This is a genomic window from Streptomyces sp. NBC_00620 (assembly GCF_026341825.1).
In the GTDB taxonomy this organism is placed as follows: Bacteria; Actinomycetota; Actinomycetes; order Streptomycetales; family Streptomycetaceae; genus Streptomyces.
This window is the reverse complement of the sequence record NZ_JAPENY010000002.1, coordinates 854355-878718: the sequence shown is the minus strand read 5'-3', so window position 1 is coordinate 878718 and position 24364 is coordinate 854355. Positions and strand designations below refer to the sequence as shown.

At 70.9% G+C, this 24364-nt stretch carries 20 protein-coding genes; 10 read left to right on the top strand and 10 right to left on the bottom strand.

The window, feature by feature from the left end; genetic code table 11:
- Nucleotides 1-73: 73 nt before the first annotated feature.
- From OG246_RS23120 to OG246_RS23100, 5 genes are all read right to left on the bottom strand, one after another.
- Nucleotides 74-1306, bottom strand: coding sequence for an MFS transporter (locus tag OG246_RS23120; RefSeq protein ID WP_266466736.1), 1233 nt, complete (start codon nucleotides 1304-1306; stop codon nucleotides 74-76).
- Nucleotides 1307-1345: 39 nt separating this feature from the next.
- Nucleotides 1346-2782: a CitMHS family transporter gene (locus OG246_RS23115; protein WP_266466731.1), complete on the bottom strand. Its 1437-nt coding sequence runs from the start codon at nucleotides 2780-2782 to the stop codon at nucleotides 1346-1348.
- 135 nt (nucleotides 2783-2917) lie between these two features.
- Nucleotides 2918-5176 (bottom strand): molybdopterin oxidoreductase family protein, encoded by a 2259-nt coding sequence (locus OG246_RS23110; protein WP_266466729.1) that lies wholly within the window; start codon nucleotides 5174-5176, stop codon nucleotides 2918-2920.
- 166 nt (nucleotides 5177-5342) lie between these two features.
- Nucleotides 5343-5972 (bottom strand): TetR/AcrR family transcriptional regulator, encoded by a 630-nt coding sequence (locus OG246_RS23105; protein WP_266466727.1) that lies wholly within the window; start codon nucleotides 5970-5972, stop codon nucleotides 5343-5345.
- On the bottom strand, nucleotides 5969-6574 hold the full coding sequence (locus tag OG246_RS23100; protein ID WP_266466726.1) for a hypothetical protein: 606 nt from the start codon (nucleotides 6572-6574) through the stop codon (nucleotides 5969-5971). Before OG246_RS23100 ends, OG246_RS23105 begins: the two co-directional genes overlap by 4 nt.
- Nucleotides 6575-6756: 182 nt before the next feature.
- Here OG246_RS23100 and hmgA point away from each other — a divergent pair, with 182 nt between their 5' ends.
- The 3 genes from hmgA to OG246_RS23085 all read left to right on the top strand — a co-directional run bounded on the left by hmgA (nucleotide 6757) and on the right by OG246_RS23085 (nucleotide 10140).
- Nucleotides 6757-8073, top strand: a complete 1317-nt coding sequence (hmgA, locus tag OG246_RS23095; protein ID WP_266466724.1) for a homogentisate 1,2-dioxygenase — start codon at nucleotides 6757-6759, stop codon at nucleotides 8071-8073.
- Between the two features lie 105 nt (nucleotides 8074-8178).
- The gene (locus OG246_RS23090) at nucleotides 8179-8928 is read left to right on the top strand and encodes a GntR family transcriptional regulator (RefSeq protein WP_266466721.1); all 750 of its coding nucleotides are present in this window, start codon (nucleotides 8179-8181) and stop codon (nucleotides 8926-8928) included.
- Nucleotides 8929-8952: 24 nt separating this feature from the next.
- Nucleotides 8953-10140: a type ISP restriction/modification enzyme gene (locus tag OG246_RS23085; protein ID WP_266466718.1), complete on the top strand. Its 1188-nt coding sequence runs from the start codon at nucleotides 8953-8955 to the stop codon at nucleotides 10138-10140.
- Between the two features lie 90 nt (nucleotides 10141-10230).
- On the opposite strand, the gene OG246_RS23080 is transcribed toward OG246_RS23085, so the two are convergent.
- Entirely contained in the window at nucleotides 10231-10953 is a 723-nt protein-coding gene (locus OG246_RS23080) for a TetR/AcrR family transcriptional regulator (RefSeq protein WP_266466715.1), read from the bottom strand.
- A gap of 64 nt (nucleotides 10954-11017) precedes the next feature.
- Between OG246_RS23080 and OG246_RS23075 the strand changes: the two genes are divergently transcribed.
- From OG246_RS23075 to OG246_RS23065, 3 genes are all read left to right on the top strand, one after another.
- The gene (locus tag OG246_RS23075; protein WP_266466712.1) at nucleotides 11018-12022 is read left to right on the top strand and encodes an ATP-binding cassette domain-containing protein; all 1005 of its coding nucleotides are present in this window, start codon (nucleotides 11018-11020) and stop codon (nucleotides 12020-12022) included.
- Entirely contained in the window at nucleotides 12019-12801 is a 783-nt protein-coding gene (locus tag OG246_RS23070) for an ABC transporter permease (RefSeq protein ID WP_266466710.1), read from the top strand. The genes OG246_RS23075 and OG246_RS23070 overlap by 4 nt, the downstream gene beginning before the upstream one ends.
- Nucleotides 12802-12895: 94 nt before the next feature.
- Nucleotides 12896-14104 (top strand): CaiB/BaiF CoA-transferase family protein, encoded by a 1209-nt coding sequence (locus OG246_RS23065; protein WP_266466708.1) that lies wholly within the window; start codon nucleotides 12896-12898, stop codon nucleotides 14102-14104.
- A 386-nt stretch (nucleotides 14105-14490) separates the two neighbouring features.
- Here the strand turns inward: OG246_RS23065 and OG246_RS23060 are convergent, their stop codons facing one another.
- The 3 genes from OG246_RS23060 to OG246_RS23050 all read right to left on the bottom strand — a co-directional run bounded on the left by OG246_RS23060 (nucleotide 14491) and on the right by OG246_RS23050 (nucleotide 16203).
- Nucleotides 14491-14760 carry a hypothetical protein gene (locus tag OG246_RS23060; RefSeq protein ID WP_266466705.1) on the bottom strand — a complete coding sequence of 90 codons (270 nt, stop codon included), beginning with the start codon at nucleotides 14758-14760 and terminating at the stop codon, nucleotides 14491-14493.
- A 115-nt stretch (nucleotides 14761-14875) separates the two neighbouring features.
- Nucleotides 14876-15664, bottom strand: coding sequence for an anti-sigma factor (locus OG246_RS23055; protein WP_266466702.1), 789 nt, complete (start codon nucleotides 15662-15664; stop codon nucleotides 14876-14878).
- Entirely contained in the window at nucleotides 15661-16203 is a 543-nt protein-coding gene (locus OG246_RS23050) for a sigma-70 family RNA polymerase sigma factor (RefSeq protein ID WP_266466700.1), read from the bottom strand. The genes OG246_RS23055 and OG246_RS23050 overlap by 4 nt, the downstream gene beginning before the upstream one ends.
- Nucleotides 16204-16476: 273 nt before the next feature.
- On the opposite strand from OG246_RS23050, the gene OG246_RS23045 reads away from it, so the two are divergent.
- The 4 genes from OG246_RS23045 to OG246_RS23030 all read left to right on the top strand — a co-directional run bounded on the left by OG246_RS23045 (nucleotide 16477) and on the right by OG246_RS23030 (nucleotide 23336).
- Nucleotides 16477-18012 carry a DUF4331 domain-containing protein gene (locus OG246_RS23045; protein ID WP_266466697.1) on the top strand — a complete coding sequence of 512 codons (1536 nt, stop codon included), beginning with the start codon at nucleotides 16477-16479 and terminating at the stop codon, nucleotides 18010-18012.
- A gap of 174 nt (nucleotides 18013-18186) precedes the next feature.
- On the top strand, nucleotides 18187-19896 hold the full coding sequence (locus OG246_RS23040; protein ID WP_266466694.1) for a tetratricopeptide repeat protein: 1710 nt from the start codon (nucleotides 18187-18189) through the stop codon (nucleotides 19894-19896).
- On the top strand, nucleotides 19893-21644 hold the full coding sequence (locus tag OG246_RS23035; protein WP_266466691.1) for a sulfite exporter TauE/SafE family protein: 1752 nt from the start codon (nucleotides 19893-19895) through the stop codon (nucleotides 21642-21644). Before OG246_RS23040 ends, OG246_RS23035 begins: the two co-directional genes overlap by 4 nt.
- Before the next feature lie 57 nt (nucleotides 21645-21701).
- A complete protein-coding gene (locus tag OG246_RS23030) occupies nucleotides 21702-23336 on the top strand; it encodes a serine/threonine-protein kinase (protein WP_266466688.1) in 1635 nt (544 codons plus the stop codon).
- Nucleotides 23337-23367: 31 nt separating this feature from the next.
- Here OG246_RS23030 and OG246_RS23025 read toward each other — a convergent pair whose 3' ends face one another.
- A complete protein-coding gene (locus OG246_RS23025) occupies nucleotides 23368-24177 on the bottom strand; it encodes an SGNH/GDSL hydrolase family protein (RefSeq protein WP_266466685.1) in 810 nt (269 codons plus the stop codon).
- Between the last annotated feature and the right edge of the window lie 187 nt (nucleotides 24178-24364).

Genomic DNA, 24364 nt, shown 5'->3' with positions numbered 1-24364 from the left:
TACAAATTGGACATGCACCTGATTCCCTTTCACATCTGCCCAGGAAAAGGCGGCAGCAGCGCCCGACACTCCGTCAGATATCGCTCTTACGGCGCAGAGGCACCCGGCTCCGCACCGGCTCACCAAGGCCCGCGACCTCCGGCTTCGCGGGCGAACGCAGCGCGATGCCCGATGACACCAGCAACAGCGCACCCAGCATCACGAACGGCGCGGCCACCCCCGCGACTCCGGCGACCAGGCCCGCGGCGGCGGGCGCGGCGACCTGGCCGAGCCGATTGCCGGTCAACCGAAGGGCGAGGGCGGTGGAACGGGCGCCTTCGGGGGCGGCCTGGACGACCGTCGTCATGGACAGCGGCTGACCGACGCCCAGGCAGAACCCGAGAACCAGGAGCATCGCGGCCAGCGCCCAGACCGGCACCGGCAGCGCGATGCCCGCACACACCAGGCCCGCCGCCAGACACGTCACGGTGAGCAGCGCGGTCCGGCCAAGGAGCCGCAGCATCGGCGTCATCACCAGCCGGCAGGCGATCGTCGCCGCCGCTCGCAGGCTCAGCAGCAGGCCGATCACTGACGGCGCGATGCCCCGGTGCTCACCGACGACCGGCAGATACGCCGTGAGGATGTCCGTCGCGGACAGCACGGCGAGACTGATGAAGATGCCCGCGGGGACGCCCCGGGTGCGCAGTATGCGGCGCACGGGAACGCGGTCGCCTTGTGCGGTACGGGACTTGGCGGGCGTACGGCGTTCGATGCGCCACAGAGAGGTGAACGAGACGGCGGCGACTCCGCCCGCGACGAGCAGGGCCAGCGCGCTGGTGCCCGCCATGTCGGAACCGCCGATGAGAGTGCCCGCGGCGATCGGACCGATCAGCTGGCCGAGGGAGGCGCCGATGGTGAAATGGCCGAAGTTGCGGTCCTGTTCGTGCGGCGCGGACTGGCGGGCGACAATCGACTGGGCGCCGATCACGAAGCACAGGTGGCCCAGGCCCATCACTCCGCTCCAAGCCGCCATCGCCGTGAGCGAGTTCGCCCTGCCGCTGAGGGCGCAGCCGCCCGCGATGAGCACGACGCCGATGGGCAGCAGCGGTGCGCAGCGGCCGTGGTCGGTGCGGCGGCCCAGCGGTACCGCGGCGAAGAGCGGCAGGAGAGCGTAGACACCCGCGATCACGCCGATCGCGCGCTCGTCGGCGCCAAGGGCGAGGGCCCGGTAGGAGACGGCGGGCCGCGCCATCGACACCGCCCCCTGAGCGAAGCTGAAGGCGATGACGAGGCGCAGCAGCCAGCCGCGGTTTCCACCGGGCCCCATGGTTCTTTACCTCCTGGAGGAGTCGTACGGGTACGAGCGTCAGATGATCCCGAACAACAGCCCTGCCCCGAGGATGATCAGACATGTGAGCGCGGCCCACTTCACCACGAACCTTGTGTGGTCGCCGAACTCGACCTTGGCCATGCCGACCAGGACGTACACGGCCGGGACCAGCGGGCTCGACATGTGCAGCGGCTGGCCGACGAGCGAGGCGCGGGCCATTTCCAGCGGGGTGACGCCGTGGGCGGCGCCGGCCTCGGCGAGGACCGGGAGGACGCCGAAGTAGAAGCCGTCGTTCGACATGAAGTAGGTGAGCGGGAGGCTCAGCACGCCGGTGACGAGGGCCATGTGCGGGCCCATGCTGGCCGGGATGATGTCGACGAGCCACGTGGCCATGTGGTCGACCATGCCGGTGCCCTGGAGGACGCCGGTGAAGACGGCGGCGGCGAAGACCATGCCGGAGACGTTGAGGACGTTTTCGGCGTGGGCGCCGAGGCGGGCCTTCTGGTCGGGCATGTGGGGGAAGTTGACGGTGAGCGCGAGGGCGGCACCGAGCAGGAACAGCACCGGGATCGGCAGCCACTCCATGATCATGGCGGTGAGCAGGGTGAGCGTGAGCAGCGCGTTGAACCAGTAGAGCTTGGGGCGCAGGGTGGCACGGTTGGGGTCGAGGACGGCGAAGCTGTCGTCCTCCTCAGGAGCCTCGGCCTCAGAAGCGTCGGCGTCCGTGCCGGAGCCCGAACCGCCGGTGCTCACGGCCTTCTTGCCGAGGTCGACCGGGCCACCGCTGCCGGCGCCGGAACCCGCGCCGACCAGAACCGTTTCGGTCTCCTGCGGCTCCAGCACCTCGTCCAGCGTCAGCACGCCGAGCCGTGTGCGCTCGCGTCGGCCGAGGACGTACGAGAGCACGAAGACGCCGAGGAGGCCGACGGCGAGGGCCGGGATCATCGGTACGAAGATGTCGCTGGCGTCGAGCTTGAGGGCGGTCGCGGCTCGGGCGGTGGGGCCGCCCCAGGGGAGGGTGTTCATCACGCCGTTGGCCATGGCGGCGACGCCGGTCATCACGACGAGGCTCATCTTGAGGCGCTTGTACAGCGGGTACATCGCCGAGACGGTGATCATGAAGGTGGTCGAGCCGTCGCCGTCGAGGGAGACGATGGCGGCGAGGACGGCGGTGCCGACCACGATGCGCAGGGGGTCGGCCTTGCAGAACTTCAGGATGCCGCGCACGATCGGGTCGAAGAGCCCGACGTCGATCATCACTCCGAAGTAGACGATCGCGAACATGAGCATCGCCGCGGTGGGGGCGAGGCTGGTGACGCCGTCGATGACGTAGTCACCGAGCTTGGCGCCCTTTCCGACGAACACACAGAAGAGTGCCGGAATCAGCACGAGCGCCGCGATCGGCGACATCTTTTTCAGCATGATCAGGACCAAGAAGGTCGCGATCATGGTGAAGCCGAGGATGGTCAGCATGAGTTGGATACCTAACGTTCGCCCTTGAACTCCCACCTGGGACGGCGGTGCGAGTGACGTTAGGTCGGGTGCGCAAGTCTTAACAAGACGTTGACACGCGAGCAATAAGCGCAAAACTCCAGGTCACAGCTTTGCTCAGCTCAGAGGTGTCAGCTCGACGGGTACGCCGTTGAGGACGGCGGTCCCCGACAGGGGGTCCAGGAGGCTGCCGTCGAGGAGCTGGTTGACGTTGACTCCGGGGTCGAGTGCGGCGTGGCTCATCCGGGTGCCGGGGCGGTTGTGCCCCCACCCGTGCGGGAGGCTCACCACTCCGCGCCGTACGGCGTCCGTGACCTCGGCGGGGGCGGTCACCTCTCCCCCGGCGCCCTTCACGCGGACGGCCGCCCCGTCGGCGAGTCCGAGGTGTTCGGCGTCCTCGGGATGGATGTGCAGGGTGCAGCGGTTGGAGCCGCCGGTGAGGGCGGGCACGTTGTGCATCCAGCTGTTGTTGGAGCGCAGGTGGCGGCGGCCGATGAGGACGAGGGCCGTCGGGCGCTCGCGCAGGGCGGCCCGCAGTCGGGGAAGATCGTCGACGATCGGTGCCGGAAGCAGCTCGATCTTCCCGCTGCGGGTCTTGAGCGGCTGCGGCAGTCGCGACCGCAGGGGTCCGAGGTCGATGCCGTGCGGGTGTGCGAGCAGTTTCGCAAGGCTCAGCCCGTCCGGTCGTACGCCGAAGCCGTCGCCGTACGGGCCCAGGCGCAGCATCATGTCGAGGCGTCGCTCGGGGCCGTTGTCGCCGGTGAGTTGGCCGGCGAGTTCCATTGGGTCGCGGCCGTGCACCGGCGAGTGGGGCTCGGTGACGGACTTGCCGAGTGTGCCGGCGATGACCATGTCGTCGACGGCGGACGGGTCGGTGCCGTGCATGCCGGTGGCGGCCAGGGTGAGGCGCGCGAGGATCTCGGTCTCGGCCATGCGGCCCGGTTCGAGGGGGACGGCGGCGCGGGTGTAGCGGACCTGGTTGTGCACGGCGAGGGTGTTGAAGGCGAAGTCGTGGTGGGCGCTCTGCGAGGGCGGGGGCGGGGGGAGTACGACGTGCGCGTGGCGCGAGGTCTCGTTCAGGTACGGGTCGACGCTGACCATGAAGTCCAGTGAGCCGAGGGCCTTGTCGAGGCGGTCCCCGTCGGGTGCGGAGAGGACGGGGTTGGCGGCGACGGCGATGACCGCGCGGATCGGCTCGCCCTGTTCGGTGGCGGTGTCGATCTCTTCGGCGAGGGCGGCGATCGGCAGTTCGCCCTTGGCTTCGGGGTGTCGGCTCACTCGCGAGTGCCAGCGTCCGAGGGCGAAGCCGCGTCCGGCGCCGGCGGGTCGGGGGGTCTTGTCGGTGGCGGCCTGGGGGAAGAGTGCGCCGCCGGGCCGGTCGAGGTTGCCGGTGAGGATGTTGAGGACGTCGACGAGCCAGCTGGCCAGGGTGCCGTGCGGGACGGTGCAGCTGCCGATGCGGCCGTAGACGGCGGCGGTGGGTGCGGCGGCGAGTTCGCGGGCGAGGGCGCGGATGGTGTCGGCGGGGACGTCGCAGGCCTCACTCGCGGCTTCGGGGGTGAAGTCCCGTACGGCTTCGGCGAGTTCGTCGATGTCCTGGACGTGCGGGGTGAGGTCGCCGGGTTCGGCGAGTTTCTCTTCGAAGAGGACGTGCGTCATGGCGGCGAGGAGCAGCGCGTCGGTGCCGGGCCTGATCGCCACATGCCGGTCGGCGAGTTTGGCGGTGCGGGTGCGTCGCGGGTCGATGACGGTCAGGGTGCCGCCGCGGGCTCGCAGGGCCTTGAGCTTGCCGGGGAAGTCGGGGGCGGTGCAGAGGCTGCCGTTGGATTCCAGGGGGTTGGCGCCGATGAGCAGGAGGTGGTCGGTGTGGTCCAGGTCCGGCACGGGGATCGCGTTGGCGTCGCCGTAGAGCAGTCCGCTGGACACGTGCTTGGGCATCTGGTCGACCGTGGAGGCGGTGAAGATGCTGCGGGTGCCGAGGCCGGTGAGCAGGACGGGCGGGTAGAGGGCGCCGGCCATCGTGTGCACGTTCGGGTTCCCGAGGACAACTCCGACGGCGTGCGGCCCGTACCGTTCGGCGACCGGTCGCAGCCCTGCGGCCACCGCATCGAAGGCTTCCTCCCAGGTGGCTTCGCGCAGTTCGCCGTCCTTGCGTACGAGCGGGGTGCGCAGTCGGTCCGGGTCGCCGTCGGCGGCTCCGAAGGAGGCGCCCTTCGGGCAGATGAACCCCTTGCTGAGCACGTCGTCGCGGTCGCCCCGGGCGCCGGTCACCCGGGTGCCCTCGATGGTGAGCGTCAGCCCGCAGGTGGCTTCGCACAGGGGGCAGATACGCAGGGCGGTGCGGGTGTCGGGGGTGGTGCCGGTGGTGCGGGACACGGGGTCCTCCCGGAGGCGGTGGCAGCGTTGGCACACGGACTGGGGCCGAGCATACCGACCGGTAGGCATGCTGGGGAGGGCTCATCGGGGGTCAGGTCGGAAATCCGCGAGCGGGTCCCTGGGCGGGTACCCGAGGCCCGGGTACCCGTTCGCCTGCGCCGACCGCTCAGTCGAGAATCCGTTCCAGATAGGCCCGGAGCAGTACCCGGGTCTCCTCGATGATCCGCTCGTCTCCGTCCGGGGCGAGCCGGAAGGCCAGGTGGACGAGGGTGTCGGCGGTCTCCACCGAGATCAGGAAGACGCGGCGGAGATCTTCGTCCGGGGTGCGTTCGAGGTAGCCGGAGAGGAGTTCGGTGAGGCGGTCGGCGACGCGGGTGTTGGGTTCGGCGCGGGAGCCGACCGGGATCTGGTTGCCGAAGTCGACGAGGGAGAAGCCCGGCGCGGTCCGCTTCATGGCTATGTACTCGTCGAGTACGGCGTCCACGGCCGCGCGCCAGCCTCCCCCGGTCTCCCGCTCGCCGTCCGTCTCCCGGAGGCGGTGGGTGACGCGCTCGGCATAGCGCTCCAGGTTGCGCTGGGCGAGCGCGTCGGCCATCGCGCGCTTGTTGCCGAAGAAGCGGTAGACGGAGCCGATGGGTACGCCGGCACGCTGGGCCACGGCCCTGGTGCTCAGGGCGTCGTAGCCGACCTCGTCGAGGAGGTCGGCGCAGGCGTCGAGGATTCTGGTCAGTCGTTCTGCGCTGCGGCGTTGCACGGGCGCTCGGCGCAGCGAGGTCGCATGGGGCACGGGCTTCATGATGCCTTTCCGCCGGGGTCCGGTGAACCTCCGGTATCAGTACGTGCCTCGCTGCCGCTCGCACTCATCGACGGCTCCGACGGCTCGGTCGTGTGCGACGACTGCCTGGCCTGCGACGACGTGATGTCCGCGGTGCTCTCGACCGGCTCGTCGTCGACGGCCCACACGGTGTGGTCGTCCGCGTAGAGGCGGGCGGTGACCTGGTGTGTGCCGCGCGGGACGAGGTCGCCGGGGAGGTGGTATTCGACGGTGCGGAGGGTGGAAATGCTCCGGCCGTCGAGGTAGAGGAGGGCGATGCCGCGTCCCGCGACGGCCTTCGAGCGCGTGCCGGCGGGTGAGAAGCGGAAGTGCTGGACGGTCAGTCGCACGTCCCAACCGCCGTCGGTGTCCGGCTGGACCTCGATGGCGACCTCGGGTGCGCCCTTCTCGTCGATCTCGCGGTAGCGCCGTCCTGCCTCGTCGGTCTCGTCGAGCAGTTCGCCCACGGGCGAGGCCGATACTCCGTCCTTCCGCTCGTGCGCATCACCGGAGTCGCAGCCCGCCGGTCCGCCGAGCAGGGCGCAGACCGCGAGCGCGGCGAGCAGTCCACGCGTCCACGACATGCCGGGGAGCGTAGAACATCGCACTGACACTCGGATCCCCCTGGAGTCGGGTTCCTGGCGGTACGCCGACCCCTGAGTAGTACGACCCCTGAGTAGTCCGGCCTCCGAGCGGTACGACCTCTTGCGTGCGCCGGAGCCGATTCCTATGGTTGAGCATAGGAATCGGGCGCAAGGGAGTGATCATGAGCGGGGACGCGAGGAAGACCGCCGAGGGGCTGGTCTATCTGACCGGATTCGGCAACGAACACAGCTCGGAGGCGGTACCGGGGGCCTTGCCGCTCGGCCGCAACGCGCCGCAGCGAGGACCGCTCGGGCTGTACGCGGAGCAGTTGAGCGGTTCGGCGTTCACCGAGCCGAGGGCGCACAACCGGCGCTCGTGGCTGTACCGGATCCGTCCGTCGGCCGCGCACCCCGCGTTCACGCGTACGGACAACGGCGCGCTCCGTACGGCTCCGTTCGCGGAGACCGTGCCCGACCCCAACCGGCTGCGCTGGAACCCGCTGCCCGAGCCTGAGGCCGGCACGGACTTCGTCGGCGGCCTCTGGACCCTCGGCGGCAACGGCGACGCCGCCCAGCGCACGGGCATGGCGGTGCACCTGTACCACGTCAACTCCTCGATGGAGCGGGTGTTCAGCGACGCCGACGGCGAGCTGCTGATCGTGCCGGAGCGCGGCGGGCTGCTGCTCCGCACCGAGTTCGGGCTGCTCCATGTGGAGCCCGAACAGGTGGCGCTCATCCCCCGTGGTGTCCGCTTCCGTGTGGAGCTGCTGGACGAGAGTGCCCGCGGTTATGTGTGCGAGAACTATGGGGCGCCTTTCCAGCTGCCCGACCTGGGGCCGATCGGCGCCAACGGGCTGGCGAACGTACGGGACTTCCTCGCGCCGGTGGCCGCGTACGAGGACGTCGAGGGCCCGGTCGAGGTGGTCAACAAGTTCTGCGGCAACCTCTGGACGGCGACGTACGACCACTCGCCGCTGGATGTGGTCGCCTGGCACGGCAACCATGTGCCGTACATCTATGACCTGCGCCGTTTCAATGTGATCGGCACCATCAGCTACGACCACCCGGACCCGTCGATCTTCACGGTGCTGACCTCGCCGAGTGACACCCCGGGGCTGGCCGGTGTCGACTTCGTGGTCTTCGCGCCGCGTTGGCTGGTGGGCGAGGACACGTTCCGGCCGCCGTACTTTCACCGGAATGTGATGAGCGAGTACATGGGGCTCATCGAGGGGGCGTACGACGCGAAGGCGGAAGGTTTCGTGCCCGGGGGCGGTTCGCTGCACAACATGATGTCGGCGCACGGTCCGGACCGGGAGACCTTCGACCGGGCGAGCGCCGCCGAGCTCAGGCCGCAGAAGGTCGACGACGGGCTCGCCTTCATGTTCGAGACCCGCTGGCCGGTGACCGCCACGGCGCAGGCGGCGCACGCGGAGCACCTCCAGCAGGCGTACGACGACGTGTGGCAGGGCCTCCAGCGGCACTTCCGCGCCGCCGACTGATCGCCGTCGCCCGGGGCCCGGTTCCCGTCGCCCCGGCGCTCGGTCCGTCGCACTGATCGTCATCTCCCGTTGCACTGAACGCCCACGACCGGTACGGATACCCTCGTGACCTCCTTCGCCCCGGATTCGATCGTCCTGAACCGCAAGCTGCCGCTCTGGTATCAGGTGTCGCAGTCCCTGCGTGCCTCGATACTCGGCCGCTCCGCCCAGGACCCGCTGCGGCTGCCCACCGAGGAGCAGTTGGCGGAGCATTACGGGGTGAGCGTGCTGACCATGCGGCAGGCGCTCAAGGAGCTGGAGAACGAGGGGCTGATCACGCGCCATCGCCGGCGTGGCACGTTCATCGAGCCCACCGCGCAGCGGGGGGCGCCGGTGCGGCTCCTTGGCTCGGTCGACGCGATCGTGGCGCAGCAGTCGGGGATGACGACGGAGCTCCTCGACCACGGCACGGTGCCGGTGTCCGCGGAACTCGCCGAGTACTTCCCCGATCTGGCCGAGGTGGGCTCGTACCACCGGCTGCGCGGCGACGAGAAGACGGGCGAGCCGACGAACCACGCGCGCAACTTCGTACGTCCCGAACTGGCGGCCCTGATCGACCCGGAGGACCTGGTGCGCTGGCCCATGACCAAGGTGCTGCGCGATGTGGTGGGCGTCCGCATCAGCCGGATCACCGACACGGTGGAGGCCCGGCTCGCGGACCCGGAGACGGCACGGCTGCTCCAAGTCCCGCTGCTCAGCCCGATCCTGCACTACACGGGTGTCACCCACGGCGAGGACGGCCGCGCCCTGGACGTGGCCCGCATCCTCTACCGCGGCGACCGCTTCTCGTTCACGGTCACCCTCGACGCCCACTGACCACGTCATCGACCACGTCGTACGATGCCGAGCGTGACGCACGACGACGACGACGCTCCGCTCCTCGCGGACCTCATGCCGTGGTCGGCCGCTCCGCCGAGGCTGGGCCGGGGGTGGCCGACGGCTCCCGACGCCGCGTCCCTGAGGGCGCGGTGGGACGCGCTCATGAAGGCCGAAGGGCCGGAGCGCGAGGCGCTGTTCGGCGTCACCCGCTCGCGTACGCCGCATTCGGCGGTGGCGCAGTTGCCGGGGCAGGCGAGCGGGACGGGCCGGCTGGCGCGTGAGTCGGGGCCCTGTGCGGAGCCGGTGCGTGTGCTGCACTCTCCTTTCGACGAGCAGTGGCTGATTCCGGACCACCGGCTGATCGACGCGGCGCGTCCGGAGTTGTGGCGGGTTGCCGATGAGCGGCAGTTGTTCGTGGTCGAGCAGACGGTGGTGCCGGAGTCGGCGGGTCCGGTGTTGCTGATCTCCTCCGTGCTGCCGCTGAGCGCCGGTCGCGGAGGCCGCGTCCGGCCCCTCTACCGTCGCCCGGGCGGACTCGAACCGAACCTGGCGCCGGGCCTGTTGGACCACCTCCGCACCCGCCTCGGCCACTCCCCCGAGCCCGTCGATGTCCTCGCCTGGACGGTGGCGACCGCGCGGGCGGGCCGCGCCGGACCCGCCGTCCCCCTCACCGCCGACCTCGAACTCTGGGCGCACGGCGTCGAGTTGGGGCGCCGGATGCTGTGGCTGATGCGCCGTGACGGGGAGCGTCCGAAGCTCCCCGGGGGCCGTCGCCCGTACGTCCGCTCCCCACTTCCGGCCGTCCCGGTCGACGTGCACTACGACCGCGACGAGGAGGCCCTCCATCTCGACGAGGGCCGGATCTCCCCCGTTCCGCCGGAGGCCTGGGACTTCGAGGTGGGCGGGGTGCGCGTACTGGAGCAGTGGTTCGCGGCCCGGACGGAGCCGCCCGAGCCGGGCACCCTGGAGGCGATCCGCCCCGCCACCTGGCCACAGACCTGGACGTCCGAACTGCTCGAAATCGTCACGGTACTGGCACTGCTCGCGGAACTGCGGCCGCAGCGGGCCGAGTTGAGCGTGTCCGAGCCGATCACCGGAACCGAGCTGCGCAAGGCGGGCGTACTCCCGGTGCCGGACGGGGCACGCCGACCCGCGTCGGTACTGGACCACCACGAGGAAGGCCCGGAAGGCCAGTTCGCCCTGATCTGATGATCGCGCCTGAGGTGCAGTGCCCCGTCAGGGGCGCGGGGAACTGCGCGCCCAGCCACGGACGACCCGCAGTCGACAGACGACCGGCTTCTAACCGTCCTCCAAGCGGAGCGCAAACGCATCGAGGACCCGCCCCAGCGCCCGCTCGAACACCGCCTCCAGGTCGATCGGCCCCGCGTCCTCCATGAACGCCGCGGCCATCCGCGGATACTCACCGGTGGCGATCCGCCCGCCCAGATAGCCGATCCGGACCGCGTTCTCCTGCTCCTCGGACCAGGGCAGGGAGCGGGTCCGCTCGGCGGTGGCCAGCTCGTTCCCGACGTACGTCGTCACGACCCCGTTGAGCATCGCGATCAGCTCGAACTTGGTGCCGTAGGGCGCGTCGAGAGGGTCGAGGCAGGTCAGACAGTGCTCGAGATAGCGCAGCGCGTTGGGGCTGAAGCCGTAGACCGGGGACATCAGGCGCGGCAGCCAGGGGTGGCGGTGCATGAGGGCGCGGGTCTGGTGGGCGACGCGGAGCATATCGGCGCGCCAGTCGCCCGAGGGCTCCCAGATGTCGTGCTCGCCGCTGATGGCGTCGACCATCAGCTCGTGCAGGTCCTCCTTGCGCGGGACATAGTTGTAGAGCGACATCGTGCCGCAGCCGAGTTCGGCCGCGACGTGCCGCATCGAGACCCCGTCTAGCCCCTCCGCGTCCGCGATCCGCACCGCGGCGGCCGCGATGTCCGCACGGCTGAAGGCGGGCCGCGGACCACGGCCCGCACGCTCGGGACGAGCCCAGATCACTTCGGGTACGGCACTGCGCCCTGGCATCGGTCGATCACCTCGGAACCCATCCTAGTTACGTACACCGTACGTAGTGCGCTATGGTCCACCCATGACAACTACGTACGCTGTACTTAGTGAAGGTCTGGAGAAGCGTTTCGGGGAGGTCCATGCCGTCCGGGGGCTGGATCTCGCGGTCACCGAGGGCACGGTCTGCGGGGTTCTCGGGCCGAACGGCGCGGGCAAGACCACTGCCGTACGGCTGCTCACCACACTGCTGCGACCGGACGCGGGGTCCGCGCGTGTCGCCGGGCACGATCTCGTACGGGAGCCGGGGGCCGTACGTCGCTCGATCGGGGTCACCGGGCAGTACGCCTCGGTGGACGGCGACCTCACCGGGCGCGAGAACCTGCGGCTGTTCGCGCGGCTGCACCGGGTGCGGGGTACGGCGGCGCGGGCGGCCGAACTCCTCGACCGCTTCGGGCTTGCCGAGGCCGCCGACCGGCCCGCGTCCACCTACTCCGGCGGTATGCGGCGCCGCCTGGACCTGGCGGCGAGCCTGATCCGGCGCCCCGAGGTGCTCTTCCTCGACGAGCCCACCGCCGGGCTCGATCCCGCGAGCCGCAACCAGATCTGGGAGGCCGTGCACGCGCTCAAGAGCGAGGGCACGACCGTACTGCTGACCACGCAGTATCTGGAGGAGGCCGATCAACTGGCCGACGACATCGCGCTCGTGGACCGGGGCAGGGTCGCCCACACGGGCTCGCCCGCCGAACTCAAGGCGCTCATCGGCAGTTACGCGGAGGTGGTCGTCGCCCACGCGGAGGCGATGTCCGGAGCGGCGGCCGTCCTGGACCAACTGACCGGCAACACACCCTCGTTCGACCAGGAGCGGCGCGCGGTCGGCGCCGTCACCACCGACACGACCCTGACGCTTCCGCGTCTCGTACGCGAACTCGACGCCGCAGGTGTGCCGTTGCTCGACGCGAGCCTTCGTCCGCCGACGCTCGACGACGTGTTCCTGCGCCTCACCGGAAGCCTGACCCCGGGCTCGACCCCGGGCCCGCCAGCCGGTCTGCCCGCCGGCCCGACCGACCACAAGGAGCTTGTGACATGAGTGCGTTGGCGTACGACGGCACCGCGATGCTGGGCCGGAACCTGCGGCGGATGCGGCACAGCCCGGGGCTGCTCATCCTCACCCAGGCCATGCCGATCAACATGCTGCTGTTCTTCGGCTATGTCTTCGGCAGCGCGCTCGCGCACCCCGGGCAGGAGTACCGCGCCTTCCTGGTGCCGGGGCTGCTGGTGGCGACCGCCGCCAACGGGATCATGACCGGGATGTTCCAGGCCGCCCAGGACTCGCACCGGGGCGTCATGGACCGCTTCCGCACACTGCCGATGAGCCGGGCCGCCGTACCGCTCGGGCAGGCCGCCGCCGACCTCGTCGTCACGACCGTCGGCATGGTGCCGCTGATGCTGGTCGGGCTCGCGGTGGGCTGGCGGATCGACGGGTCGGCACTCGAAGCGGTGGGCGCCGTAGGGCTGTTGCTGCTGTTCCGGTTCGCGATGACCTGGGTCGGCATCCTGCTGGGGCTCGCCTCGCGGAGCGAGGAGGCTGCCGGACAGCTCGGTGCCGCGACCTTCATGCTGCCGCTGCTGTCGAACGCGTACATCCCCACGGACAACCTGCCGGCCTGGCTGCGGACGATCGCCGAGTGGAACCCGATCAGCGCGGTGACCACCGCGATGCGGGACCTGTTCGGGAACGCGCCGGTACCGGTGGACGGCGCCTGGCCGGTGACACATCCCCTCGCCGGGTCGCTCGCCTGGTGCGCGCTGCTCATCGCGGTGTTCCTGCCGCTCGCCGTCCGCCGGTACGCACACGACGGTCGGTGAGCCGCGGGAGGAACACCCGCGCCCTGTCGGCGAACCGGACCCGGCACCTTGGCCCGTCAACATCCGCGGATGACAAAGGTGTGACGCGGGAGACATGATCCCCCGCATGCAGCCACTCCCCCTCCCCCTTGAGGGCATCACCGTCGTCGCCGTCGAACAGGCCGTCTCGGCGCCCTTCGCGACCCGTCAGCTCGCCGACCTCGGCGCCCGCGTGATCAAGGTCGAGCGGCTCGACGGCGGGGACTTCGCCCGGGGCTACGACACCGCGGCGGCCGGTCTCGCCTCGCACTTCGTGTGGTGCAACAGGGGCAAGGAGTCCATCGCCCTCGACCTCAAGGACCCGCGCGGCCTCGATGTCGTACACCGTCTCGTCGCGGACGCGGATGTCTTCGTGCAGAACCTCGCGCAGGGTGCGGCGGCGCGGCTCGGCCTGGACGCGGCCGCGCTGTGCGCCGCGCATCCGCGGCTGGTCGCCGTGGACATCTCGGGGTACGGGGCGTCGGGGCCGTACGCCGGCAAACGCGCGTACGACATGCTCGTGCAGTGCGAGGCGGGGCTCGTGTCGGTGACGGGGACGCCGGAGCAGCCGGTGAAGGCGGGGATTCCGGCGGCCGACATCGCGGCGGCCATGTACGCACTCTCCGGGGTGCTCGCGGCGCTCGTGCGGCGCGGTACGACAGGGCGCGGGGGCCCGGTCGAGGTGTCGATGCTGGAGGCGCTCGCGGAGTGGATGGGGCATCCGCTGCACCATGTGATGCACGGAGGAACTCCCCCGGCGCGCACGGGTCTCGCGCACGCCGTCATCGCGCCGTACGACGCCTATCCCACGGCGGACGGCGGGCGGGTGCTGCTGTCCGTGCAGAACGACCGGGAGTGGCGGCGATTGGCCCAACAGGTCCTTGGTCAGCCGGAGTTGGCCGACGATCCGGCGTACGCGACGAACCCGGCGCGGGTCGCCAACCGGGCGCGCACCGATGCCCTGGTGGCGAAGGCCCTGGGCGCACTCGGCGCCGACGAAGCGGTGACCGCACTGGAGAGCGCGGGCATCGCGTGCGCACGCCTGAGGGACGTGCACGAGGTCGCGGACCATCCGCAACTGGCGGCCAGGGACCGGTGGCGGGAAGTGGGCTCACCGGTGGGGCCGTTGCGGGCGCTGCTGCCGCCGATCACGCTGCCGGGTGGGGAGGAGGCGCGCATGGGGGCGGTACCCCGGCTCGGGGAGCACACGGGAGCGGTGCTGCGGGAGTTGGGGATGACGGACGCGGAGGTCAGGGAGCTGCTGCGGGACGACGTGGCTAGGTGAGGGGGCGCGGGACCGACGGCCCGCGCACGGAAAGCACTCCGTGGCAGGGCGGCGGAGACGCGGATGCCGAGTGGGAGAGCAGGGCTCGAGCCGCGCTCCGGGTGGGGACTCGCGACTCTGGGGGACGACGGAGGCACGCGTGCCGACGACACGGCGAGCTTGGCTCGGAGCGCGCGTTGGGGTGAGGGTGGGGAGGCTCGCTGCCGCCGGGGGGGTAGGGAGGCGGGCATGCGGAGGGCGTGAGCGGGGTTGGGTGGCCGGACCCGCGCCCGGTGGTTCACCGGGCGTTGCTGCCTGCCGTGGGGATGACGGACGCGGAAGCGCAGCGCTGCGCCGGGGCGGTGGTCCGCCGGGCGCGGGTCGGGAACGCCGGTGCCGACCGCTGCTCAGCGGCCGCCGAACAGCGAACGGCGCAGCCGCTTCAGCGGTGCGAAGAGCGAGACCCGCCTCACTCGCGCGACCCTGCTGCTGCTGTCGTGCGCGGTGTCACGCGAGGTGAGCTCGCGCATCAGCGAGGTCGCCTCGAGCGTTTCGCGCTGCGGGATGGCAGGGCCGCCCAGCACCGCGAGATGGCGGTCGAGGCGCGAACTGGTCGCACTGCTCCCGCACGTGATCGCAGGGACACGTGCCCTGCTGCGCACTGTTATCTGTTCCATGTCACTCCCCACCCGTACGAGTCCACCCGGCCCGGGCAGGCTAACCCTATCGCTCCCTCGTGGCACTCGTGTATCGCGGGCACATGATTCACCTTCTCTGTAAGGGTGTTGACGATTACTCTCCGAATCCAACCGATTCCAGGGCGAGTTGGACAACTGGTGCGGTAGTGGGCTGCACGGAACCGCCCGGGGGTTCGACTGTGACAGCGAGTGACGTAGCGGTCGTATTCAGTCCGTCGGCGACCAGGGGCGTGTCTCCGTCGAAGAGCCCCAGGGAGCGCGGATTTTCGTTGGGGCGCATGAGCCACAGCTGGTGCACGCGCCCCTCGGAGGGAGTGCCGTACCCGCTGAGTGTCACGACGGCGCGCCGCTCCGACGCGGAGGCGACCACGCCGATCCCGCGTCCCTGGGCGTCCCGGTCGCCGGCCGCGCGGGCGTCGGGCGCCGCGAGAACGTGGGCGATCTCACGTGCCTGGGCGCGCTCCTGATCCAGTTGGTCCTGGGTCCGCGTCGCCTGCACGGCGAAGAGCGAGGCGACGACGAGCGCGGCGGCGGCCGTGGCCGTGGCGAGCGGCGCGAGGAGCGGGCGGAAGCGGGGGCTGCGCGTGCGTACGGGCTGATGGGCGCCGCGCGCGCGGGGCGCCTGATGGGGCGACGGCTCCTGCGGCGTGGTCCGTACGGCGGTCAGCACCCGGTCCCGCAGCGCGGCCGGCGCAGGGGCGGCGGTGGACCAGGCGAGGCGCATCGCGTCCTCGGCGAGCGCCCGGACCTCCGCGGAGCAGCGCGGGCAGTCGCGCAGGTGGCGTTCGAAGCGGCGGCGCTCCTCGGGTTCGAGGGCGTCCAGCGCGTAGGGCGCGGCCAGTGAGTGCAGGTCACGCCGCAGCAGGCGGTCGAGAACACTCATGCGACACCTCCCAGGCAGTCGCGCAGTCGCGTCAGTCCGTCGCGCATGCGGGTCTTGACCGTGCCGAGCGGCAGGGAGAGCCGTTCGGCGACTTCACGGTAGGTGTAGCCGTCGTAGTAGGCGAGGGTGACGGACTGGCGTTGCAGGGCGGTGAGCCGGTCGAGGCAGCGGCGGACCCACTCGCGTTCGAGTCCGGCCTCGACCTCCTCGGCGACCTGGTCGAAGGCGGGGTGGTGGGCGCGCTGTCCCTCGCGCTGCTCGCGCTCGGTGGCGGCGCGGGCGCTGCGGACCCGGTCGACGGCTCGCCGGTGGGCGAGGGTGAGTATCCAGGACAGGGCGCTGCCACGCCCCGGGTCGAACCGCGCGGCGGAGCGCCAGAGTTCGAGCAGCACTTCCTGGGCCACCTCCTCCGACTGGGCGGGGTCCCGCACCACGCGGCGCACCAGTCCGAACACCGGCCCGGACACCAGTCCGTACAGCTCCTCGAATGCCTTCTGGTTGCCTCCGGCCACGAGCACCAGGAGTTCGTCCGCCTCCACCCGTTCCCCCTCTCCGGCCGCGTACGGCCCGTCCGTTCACTTACGTGTTCGCAGCGAACGCGCCCACGGATGGGTTACGGATCAGCGAACCGAAAACGCGGGTCCGGCGCCAGGGAAACGGACTTGCCGCCACGACAGCCGCTGGAGAAACAGTGCTCTCCGCTGAAACAACCTGTGAAACCCGCCGTAAGAACGTTTGGGATTCGACCAATCCACCCCGGCGACCGCTCCGAATGGCGTGCGTCAGGCAATTGGGACGTGAGGACGGACGGCATGACACCTATCTTCAGGAGTGGCACGGGGCGCAGGAGTCTCGCGACCCTCGTCTGTGGTGCGCTGGCCGCCGGGGGGCTCGCAGCCGCCGGCGTGACCGTGTTGGTACCGGGGGCGGCCTCCGCCTCCAGCCACCGGGAGGCCCCGTTGATCTCGGGGGCTCCGCAGTACGACAACACGGACGTGTACGCGTTCGTGAGCCCGGACAAACCGGATACGACGACCATCGTGGCGAACTGGATCCCCTTCGAGGAACCCGCCGGCGGACCGAACTTCTTCACGTTCGCCGAGGACGCCCAGTACGACATCCACATCGACAACAACGGTGACGCGCAGGGCGAGTTGCTCTACCGCTACACCTTCAAGACGCACGTCAAGAACGGCGACACCTTCCTCTACAACACGGGTGCGGTCGACAGCCTCGACGACCCGGACCTCAACATCACGCAGACGTACGACATCGATCTGCTGCGGCTGAAGAACCAGAAGCTGATCTCGAAGACGAAGGTCGCGGACGATGTGCCGGTGGCCCCGTCGAACGTCGGCAAGGCGTCGATGCCGGACTACGGCAAGCTGCGCGACCAGGCCGTCCACGAGCTCGCGGGCGGTTCGACGACGTTCGCCGGCCAGGCGGACGACCCGTTCTTCCTGGATCTGCGGGTCTTCGACCTGCTGTACGGCGGCAACCTGTCCGAGGTCGGGCGGGACACCCTCAAGGGCTACAACGTCAACTCCATAGCCCTGCAGGTGCCGAGCCACATGATCCAGGAGTCGGCCGAACAGCCGATCGTCGGCATCTGGTCCACCACTCAGCGCAAGGACGCGAGTGGTCACTTCACGCAGGTCTCCCGGCTGGGCATGCCGCTGGTCAACGAGGTCGTCAACCCCATCAAGGACAAGGACAAGTTCAACGCGTCCTCGCCCTGGAACGACGGCGACTTCCTGAAGAACGTGACCAACCCGGAGCTGCCCAAGCTCATCGAGGCGATCTACAAGATCCCGGCTCCGGCGGAGCCGCGCAACGACCTCGTCGACGTGTTCCTGAAGGGTGTGGAAGGCCTCAACCAGCCGCCCCACGTCACACCGGCGGAGGAGCTGCGCCTCAACACCTCGATCAAGCCGGTGGCCAAGCCCAAGCGGCTCGGTGTGCTGGACGGCGACACCGCGGGCTTCCCGAACGGCCGCCGGCTCACCGACGACGTGCTCGACATCGCGCTGCAGGTCGTCGAGGGTGAACTGGTCGGTTCCAAGAACGACTTGGGCGACGCGGTCGACAAGAACGACAAGAAGTTCGGCCACACCTTCCCGTACCTGGCCAACCCGACCTCGGGTTCGCGCGGGCCACTCGCCAAGGGCACGACCAGCGGGACCGACGTGCGCAGCCAGCTCGGCGACGCGCTGAAGCCCGCGGGGGCCTCCGGCGAGACCGACACCATGCTGATCGCGGGCTCCGCGGCGGCCGGTGCGGCCGGGTTCCTCCTCATCGGCACCGGCCTCCTGTGGTGGCGCCGACGGATGCACAACCGGGCCTACTGATCCGGCCCACGGATCCGCAGCCGGGCCACTGACCCGGCTGCGCCGATCCCCCGCCGGGTCCGCCGACCCGGCCCACCGACTGGCGCGGCCCGCACGTATCCATCCCCCACGGCGCGGGCCGCGCCGCTCCGCCCCCACAACGACCGTTTCCACCAAGGACTTTGAGGAGAGGGCATGTCCCCGCGTACGAACGACAGCGCGCCGGAGAGCGAACGCGGCAGCGAGCCCGCGGACCGCGCCGCGGAGGCCATGCCCGAGGAGAGCCCCGCGCTTGCCACGGAGGGCGGGACCGGTTCCGAGGCCGAGGCATCGGGCTCAGCCGCGAGCGAGGCGGAGGCCACGACCGAGGCGACCGACAAGGCCGCCGGCGAAGCCGAGGCCACGGCCAAGTCGACTGCCCCGGCTGCCGACAGGACCGCCACGGGGGCAGGCGACGAGGCAACCGACAAGGCCGCCGCCGAGACAGGCGACGAGATGACCGACACCGCCGCCGAGGTGACCGACGACGTAGCCGACGAGCGCGTCGCCGCCGTCCGTCGGCTGTCCGCATCAGGGCGCCGCCGGCACCTGGCCCAACTCGCCTTCTGCGCATCCGCGTTGGCTATCGCTCTCACCGCCGGTGCCATAGTGATCGGCGCCGTACGGGACGACGGCGGAGCGGCGACCGTCGCGTCCGCCCCCGTCGGGGTGTCGCCGCAGTTGCTCGCCGGCGGGGATCTCGACGCGAGCATCACCTCTCTGCAGGACCATCTCCGGTCCCAGCCCAAGGACTTCGGCAGCTGGTCGACGCTCGGGCTCGCATACATCGAGCAGGCCCGCACGAAGGGCGATCCCTCCCGGTACCCGCAGGCGGAGCAGGCGCTCGGCCGGTCCTTGAAGCTGCGCCCCGACAACGACCCCGCGCTCGCGGGCCGAGCCGCCCTGGCCGCCGCGCGGCACGACTTCACCGACGCCCTGAAGTACGCCGACCAGGCGCTGAAGCAGAACCCGTACAGCGAGCGGGCCCTCGCCTCCCGTATCGACGCGCTCGTCGAACTCGGCCGCTACGAGGACGCGTCGAAGGCGGCCGACACGGCCGACTCGCGCCGCCCGGGCGTCCCGGTCTTCACGCGGTACGCGTACGTCAAGGAGCTGCGCGGCGACGTGAAGACCGCCCGCCGCGTCCTGGAGCAGGCGCTGGACACGTCGACGACCCGCGGCGACGTCACGTACGTGGCGACCGCGCTCGGCCAACTCGCCTGGAACCAGGGCGAGTACGACTCGGCCCTCACGTACTACGCCCGCGCACTCGCCGCCGACGACACCTATCTCCCCGCGCTCGAAGGCCGCGCCCGCACCCAGGCGGCGCAGGGCGACCGTGCGGCGGCGATCAGCGGCATGGAGCAGGTCGTGGAGCGTTATCCGCTGCCCCAACCCCTCGTCGAACTCGGCGAGTTGTACGAGGCACGCGGCAAGGAGGGCGACGCGCAGAAGGCGCGCGACCAGTACACCCTGGTGGACGCGTGGGTCTCGCTGGCCCGTGCCAACGGCGTCAACGCCGACCTCGACACGGCGCTGGCCGCCGCCGACCACGGTGACAAGGAGGCCGCGCTGAAGGCGGCCCGCGCCGAGTGGGCCCGCCGCCACACCGTGCACACCGCGGATGCCCTGGCGTGGGCGCTGCACGTCAACGGCCGTGACGAGGAAGCCCTGCCGTACGCCCGCGAGGCGACGGCCACGGGCTACCGCAACGCGTCCTTCCTCTACCACCGCGGCATGATCGAGCGCGCCACCGGCCACCAGAACGCGGGCGACGCCTCCCTGAAATCGGCCCTCGACCTCAACCCGGGATTCTCACCGCTGGGCGCCACCACGGCCCGCAAGGCGCTGGAGGCCGACAAGTGACCCGTACACTCCGCCGCGCGCTCGGCTCCTGCGCGGCCGTCCTCACGGCCGCCTGCGCGCTCGTCCTGGTCCCCTCCGGACACGCGAGCGCGCATCCGCTCGGCAACTTCACGGTCAATCGGTACGACGGTCTGGTCCTCGCCCCCGGACAGCTGCGGGTCGACCACGTCGAGGACCTCGCGGAGATCCCGGCCACGCAGGCCGAGCCGCAGATCAAGAAGCTGGGGATGACGGACTGGGCCCGCGAGCGGTGCGAGACGGCCGCGCGCGACAGCGAGGTCACCGTCGGCGGGAACGAGGTCCCGCTCACCGTCGGCACGAGCGTCGCGCGCGAGCGGCCCGGGCAGGCGGGGCTCAACACCCTTCGCGTGGAATGCCGGTTGACGGCCGCGCTCCCCGAACAGGACACCGTGGACGTCGGTTTCCGGGGCGCGGGAGCCGACAAGGGGCCGGGCTGGCGGGAGATCACCGCGCGCGGTGACCGGATGACGCTCACCGCCTCGGACGTACCGAAGGAATCGGTGTCGCGGCAGCTCACCCAGTACCCGCAGGAACTGCTCTCGTCACCGGCCGACACCGCGTCCGCGTCCCTGCGGGTGCGGGCCGGTGGCCCCGCGCTGGTCGAGGACGGCCGGAACGCGCCGGCCGACTCGGTCCTCCCGCGCGGCGCCGACCGCTGGACACAGGCGCTCGACGCCCTGGTGGCCCGCCACGACCTGACGATCGGTTTCGCGGCCCTCGCCCTGCTCATCGCGGTGGGCCTCGGAGCACTGCACGCGCTCGCACCGGGCCACGGCAAGACCCTGATGGCCGCGACGGCTGCGGCCCGCGGCGGCCGGGCGGGCCTGCGTGACGTCCTGCCGCTGGCCGCCTCGGTGACGGTCACCCACACCCTGGGCGTGGTCGCCCTCGGCCTGCTGATCACCGCCGGTTCGGCCGCGGCGCCCTCCGTGATCGCCTGGCTGGGCGTGACGAGCGGGCTCCTGGTGACGCTGGCCGGCGCCACGCTCGTACGCCGGGCCTGGCGCAACCGGGCACCTGGGCACGGGCACGGACACCCCCACGGGAGCGGGCACCCGCACGACCATGAGCACGGGCACGCGCACAGCCACGGAGACGGCCACGCGCACGACCACGAACACGGCGGCGCGCACAGTCACGCGCACGACGACGGCGACGCGCACGACCATGGCCACCCGCACGAGCATGGCCACGAGCACGAGCACGCCGAGCAGCCCGAACGCCACTTGGTCCTCGCGCACGCCCACGCGTCCGCCGAAGCCGCACCCCGCACCAAGTCCCCCACCCACCAGCACACCCCCGCCCCCGCCCCACGGGACAAGCGGACCCCCCGCCTCCTCGAACACACCCACGGCGGCTTCACCCACACCCACCCCACCGCCCCCACCGTCCGCGGCACGATCCTGCTCGGCTTCGCCGGCGGGCTCGTGCCCAGTCCCTCCGCCGTGGTCGTCCTGGTGGGCGCCGCGGCGCTGGGGCAGGCGTGGTTCGGGTTGCTCCTCGTCCTCGCGTACGGCGTCGGGCTGGCCCTGACGCTCACGGCGGCCGGGTTCGCCGTGGTGAAGCTGGGCGACGGGGTGACCCGGGCACTGGCCCGGCGGCCACGGCTGTCCGGCGGTCCCGCCGTGGCCCTGCTGCGAAGGGCCGCACCTCTGGGATCGGCGTTGGTGGTCGTAGCCCTTGGGGCTGGATTGGTGTTCAGGGGGGCGGCATCCGTCCTCGGCTGAGCTACTTTTGGGGAGAAATCACGCGGATGCGCAACGGATACGAAATGGGGGACACCCGTGTCCGAAGATCCGGGCAGTGAACGTGTGATCGCGGGGCGCTACCGACTGCTGTCGCCCCTGGGCGAAGGCGGCATGGGCACGGTGTGGCGCGCCCGTGACGAGGTGCTGCAGCGCGAGGTCGCCGTGAAGGAGGTCCGGGCGCCCGCCGGGATCCCGGCGCACGACGTCGATCGGATGTACGCGCGCCTGGAGCGGGAGGCATGGGCGGCCGCCCGTATCTCGAACCGCAATGTGGTGACGGTGTACGACGTGGCCACCGACGACGGCCGCCCCTGGATCGTGATGGAGCTGATCCGGGGCCTCGCCCTCTCCGATCTGCTCGACGCGGAGGGCCCGGTCCCCCCGCAGCGTGCCGCGCACATCGGCGCCGAGGTGCTCGCCGCACTGCGTGCCGCGCACGAGGCCGGGGTGCTGCACCGCGATGTGAAGCCGGGCAACGTCCTGATCTCGAACGACGGACGGATCGTGCTGACCGACTTCGGTATCGCGATGGTCGAGGGCAGCTCCGCGCTGACCATGACCGGCGAGGTCATCGGTTCGCCCGAATTCCTGGCCCCTGAGCGGGCGTTGGGCCGCACCCCCGGCCCCGAGTCGGACCTGTGGTCGCTGGGGGTGCTGCTGTACGCGGCAGTGGAGGGCAACTCGCCCTTCCGGCAGAACACTCCGCTGAGCACCCTGCGGGCCATCGTCGACGAGCCCTTGCCGACGCCGCACCGCGCGGGCCCGCTCGCCCCGGTCATCGAAGGGCTGCTGGCCAAGGACCCGGCCGAGCGGCTGGGTGCCGAGCAGGCCGAGCACGAGCTGCGGATCATCGCGGCGGGGGGCACCCTGACCACCCCGGGCTTCGGCCCGCCGCCCCCGAGCCAGGAGGCGCCCACGATCGCGGCGTTCCCCCAGGATCCCCGCGGATCAACACCGCCGACGCCTTATCCGGCGGCCGGCGCGACCGTTCCCGCGACCACCGCCACGCCGGGGCCCGACCGCAATCGCCGCGCCGCCGTCGTGTTGATCGCGGGGATGGTGGCGCTCGCGCTCGCGCTGGCCGGACTGACGTACGCCCTAATCAACCGCGACAACGGGGACGACGGCGGAGGGGACGCCATCAGCAGCGGCGGCACCAACAACGGTGCGGGCGGCGCGAGTTCGGAGACGGGGAACAACAACAGCGGGAGCGATCAGGGTGCGAGCGGCGGAAGCCCTTCCACCAGCCCGCCGGCCGGCGAGAGCCGGACGACCACGCCGCCGCCCGCCCAGTCCGTACAGGTGACGGTCGCCGGTGCGCACACCGACTACTCCGGTGCCTGCCCGCCTCCCGACGCACAAGCACCCACCTTCACGGCGACGTTCACGGTCGGCCGGGTGCCGGCGGAGGTCCAGTACCGCTGGGTGACGGAGACCGGCGAGGTGTCGGACCCGGGCTGGAAGACCGTGTCGTTCCCCGCGAGCGGCGGCAGGACCCAGCAGAAGGCGGTCGTGGTGACGACGTACGACGAGTCGGGGACGTACGAGAACAAGATCGGCGTGGAGATCCGCAGCCCTGTGCAGGCGACGTCCAACTCGGTGCCGTTCTCGGTCACTTGCGTGACGGAGACCCCGTCGGACGGGGCCTCCGCTTCCGTCTCTCCTTACTAGAGAGGACTTCCGTCTCTCTCTACTGGGAGGGTCAGGCCACGGCGGTGAAGACCGGCAGATAGCCGCCGGACTGGCCCGCTGCGGTCGGGTGGTACGACTCACCGATGTTCAGCCAGTTCACGCTGTGCAGCCAGGCGCTGCCCGAGCAGATCTCGTGGCCGGTGAAGGTGCCCCTGACGTCGCCGAAGGTGAAGCCATGGTTGGCGGCACGCTTGGCGATCGCGCTGTCCAGGTAGTCGGCGGCGCCGTTGATCGCGGCTCGCTCGGCCTCCGAAAGGCCGGTCAGGCAGCTGCCGTTGAGCTTGTAGAAGCGGGGGTAGCCCAGGACGACCACATGGGCGGACGGGGCCTTCGCGCTGATCGCCGAGTAGACGGTGTCGAGTTTGCCGGGGAGTGTCGAGTCGACGTAGGCCTTCGCGGTCGCGATGCGTGCGAGGCAGTTGCTCTCGGACTGGAGCACGCACGTCGTCATGACGTCGGCGAAGCCCGCGTCGTTGCCGCCGATGCTGAGGGAGACAAGGCCGGTGGAGGAGTTGAGGGGGGTCAGCTGGTTGGCGACGACATCACCCGTACGAGCGCCCGAGCAAGCGGTGAAGTTGAACGACGAGGGTGAATGCGCGGCCGCCCAGAGGTAGGGGTAGGCCTTCGTGCTGCGCTTGCAGTCGCCGCTGGAGCTGATGTAGCTGCCTGCGCCGACGCCGGAGGAGTAGGAGTCACCGAGGGCCACATAGCCGGTGGCCGCAAGGGTTGAGGACGCCTGCGCCGCCGCTGCCCCGGTAAGGGCGAAGCCGACGGCGAGGAGGAGTGAGGTCACGTATGCCGTAATTCGGGAACGTCTCATGGAACCTCCCTTTAGCAGGATCTCTGCCACAACTTTCGTACCAGCTACGCGTGTTGACAGGAAGTGTCCATGCCAAGACTTTCGGGGCCTTTCCGGTCCCTACCCTGTGTGTTCACCATGAGTTTGATTACGTGCTCATGACAGAGTCGTGACAAGAGGTCAACGCCCTTGAGTCGCAAGGGGAGAT

Excerpts from the sequence above, each read along its gene's own strand:
- OG246_RS23120 (WP_266466736.1), bottom strand. The coding sequence starts at position 1,306 with ATGGGGCCCGGTGGAAACCGCGGCTGGCTGCTGCGCCTCGTCATCGCC.
- OG246_RS23115 (WP_266466731.1), bottom strand. The coding sequence starts at position 2,782 with ATGCTGACCATCCTCGGCTTCACCATGATCGCGACCTTCTTGGTCCTG.
- OG246_RS23105 (WP_266466727.1), bottom strand. The coding sequence starts at position 5,972 with ATGAAGCCCGTGCCCCATGCGACCTCGCTGCGCCGAGCGCCCGTGCAA.
- OG246_RS23100 (WP_266466726.1), bottom strand. The coding sequence starts at position 6,574 with ATGTCGTGGACGCGTGGACTGCTCGCCGCGCTCGCGGTCTGCGCCCTG.
- hmgA (WP_266466724.1), top strand. The coding sequence starts at position 6,757 with ATGAGCGGGGACGCGAGGAAGACCGCCGAGGGGCTGGTCTATCTGACC.
- OG246_RS23085 (WP_266466718.1), top strand. The coding sequence starts at position 8,953 with ATGCCGAGCGTGACGCACGACGACGACGACGCTCCGCTCCTCGCGGAC.
- OG246_RS23080 (WP_266466715.1), bottom strand. The coding sequence starts at position 10,953 with ATGCCAGGGCGCAGTGCCGTACCCGAAGTGATCTGGGCTCGTCCCGAG.
- OG246_RS23075 (WP_266466712.1), top strand. The coding sequence starts at position 11,018 with ATGACAACTACGTACGCTGTACTTAGTGAAGGTCTGGAGAAGCGTTTC.
- OG246_RS23070 (WP_266466710.1), top strand. The coding sequence starts at position 12,019 with ATGAGTGCGTTGGCGTACGACGGCACCGCGATGCTGGGCCGGAACCTG.
- OG246_RS23065 (WP_266466708.1), top strand. The coding sequence starts at position 12,896 with ATGATCCCCCGCATGCAGCCACTCCCCCTCCCCCTTGAGGGCATCACC.
- OG246_RS23060 (WP_266466705.1), bottom strand. The coding sequence starts at position 14,760 with ATGGAACAGATAACAGTGCGCAGCAGGGCACGTGTCCCTGCGATCACG.
- OG246_RS23055 (WP_266466702.1), bottom strand. The coding sequence starts at position 15,664 with ATGAGTGTTCTCGACCGCCTGCTGCGGCGTGACCTGCACTCACTGGCC.
- OG246_RS23045 (WP_266466697.1), top strand. The coding sequence starts at position 16,477 with ATGACACCTATCTTCAGGAGTGGCACGGGGCGCAGGAGTCTCGCGACC.
- OG246_RS23040 (WP_266466694.1), top strand. The coding sequence starts at position 18,187 with ATGTCCCCGCGTACGAACGACAGCGCGCCGGAGAGCGAACGCGGCAGC.
- OG246_RS23025 (WP_266466685.1), bottom strand. The coding sequence starts at position 24,177 with ATGAGACGTTCCCGAATTACGGCATACGTGACCTCACTCCTCCTCGCC.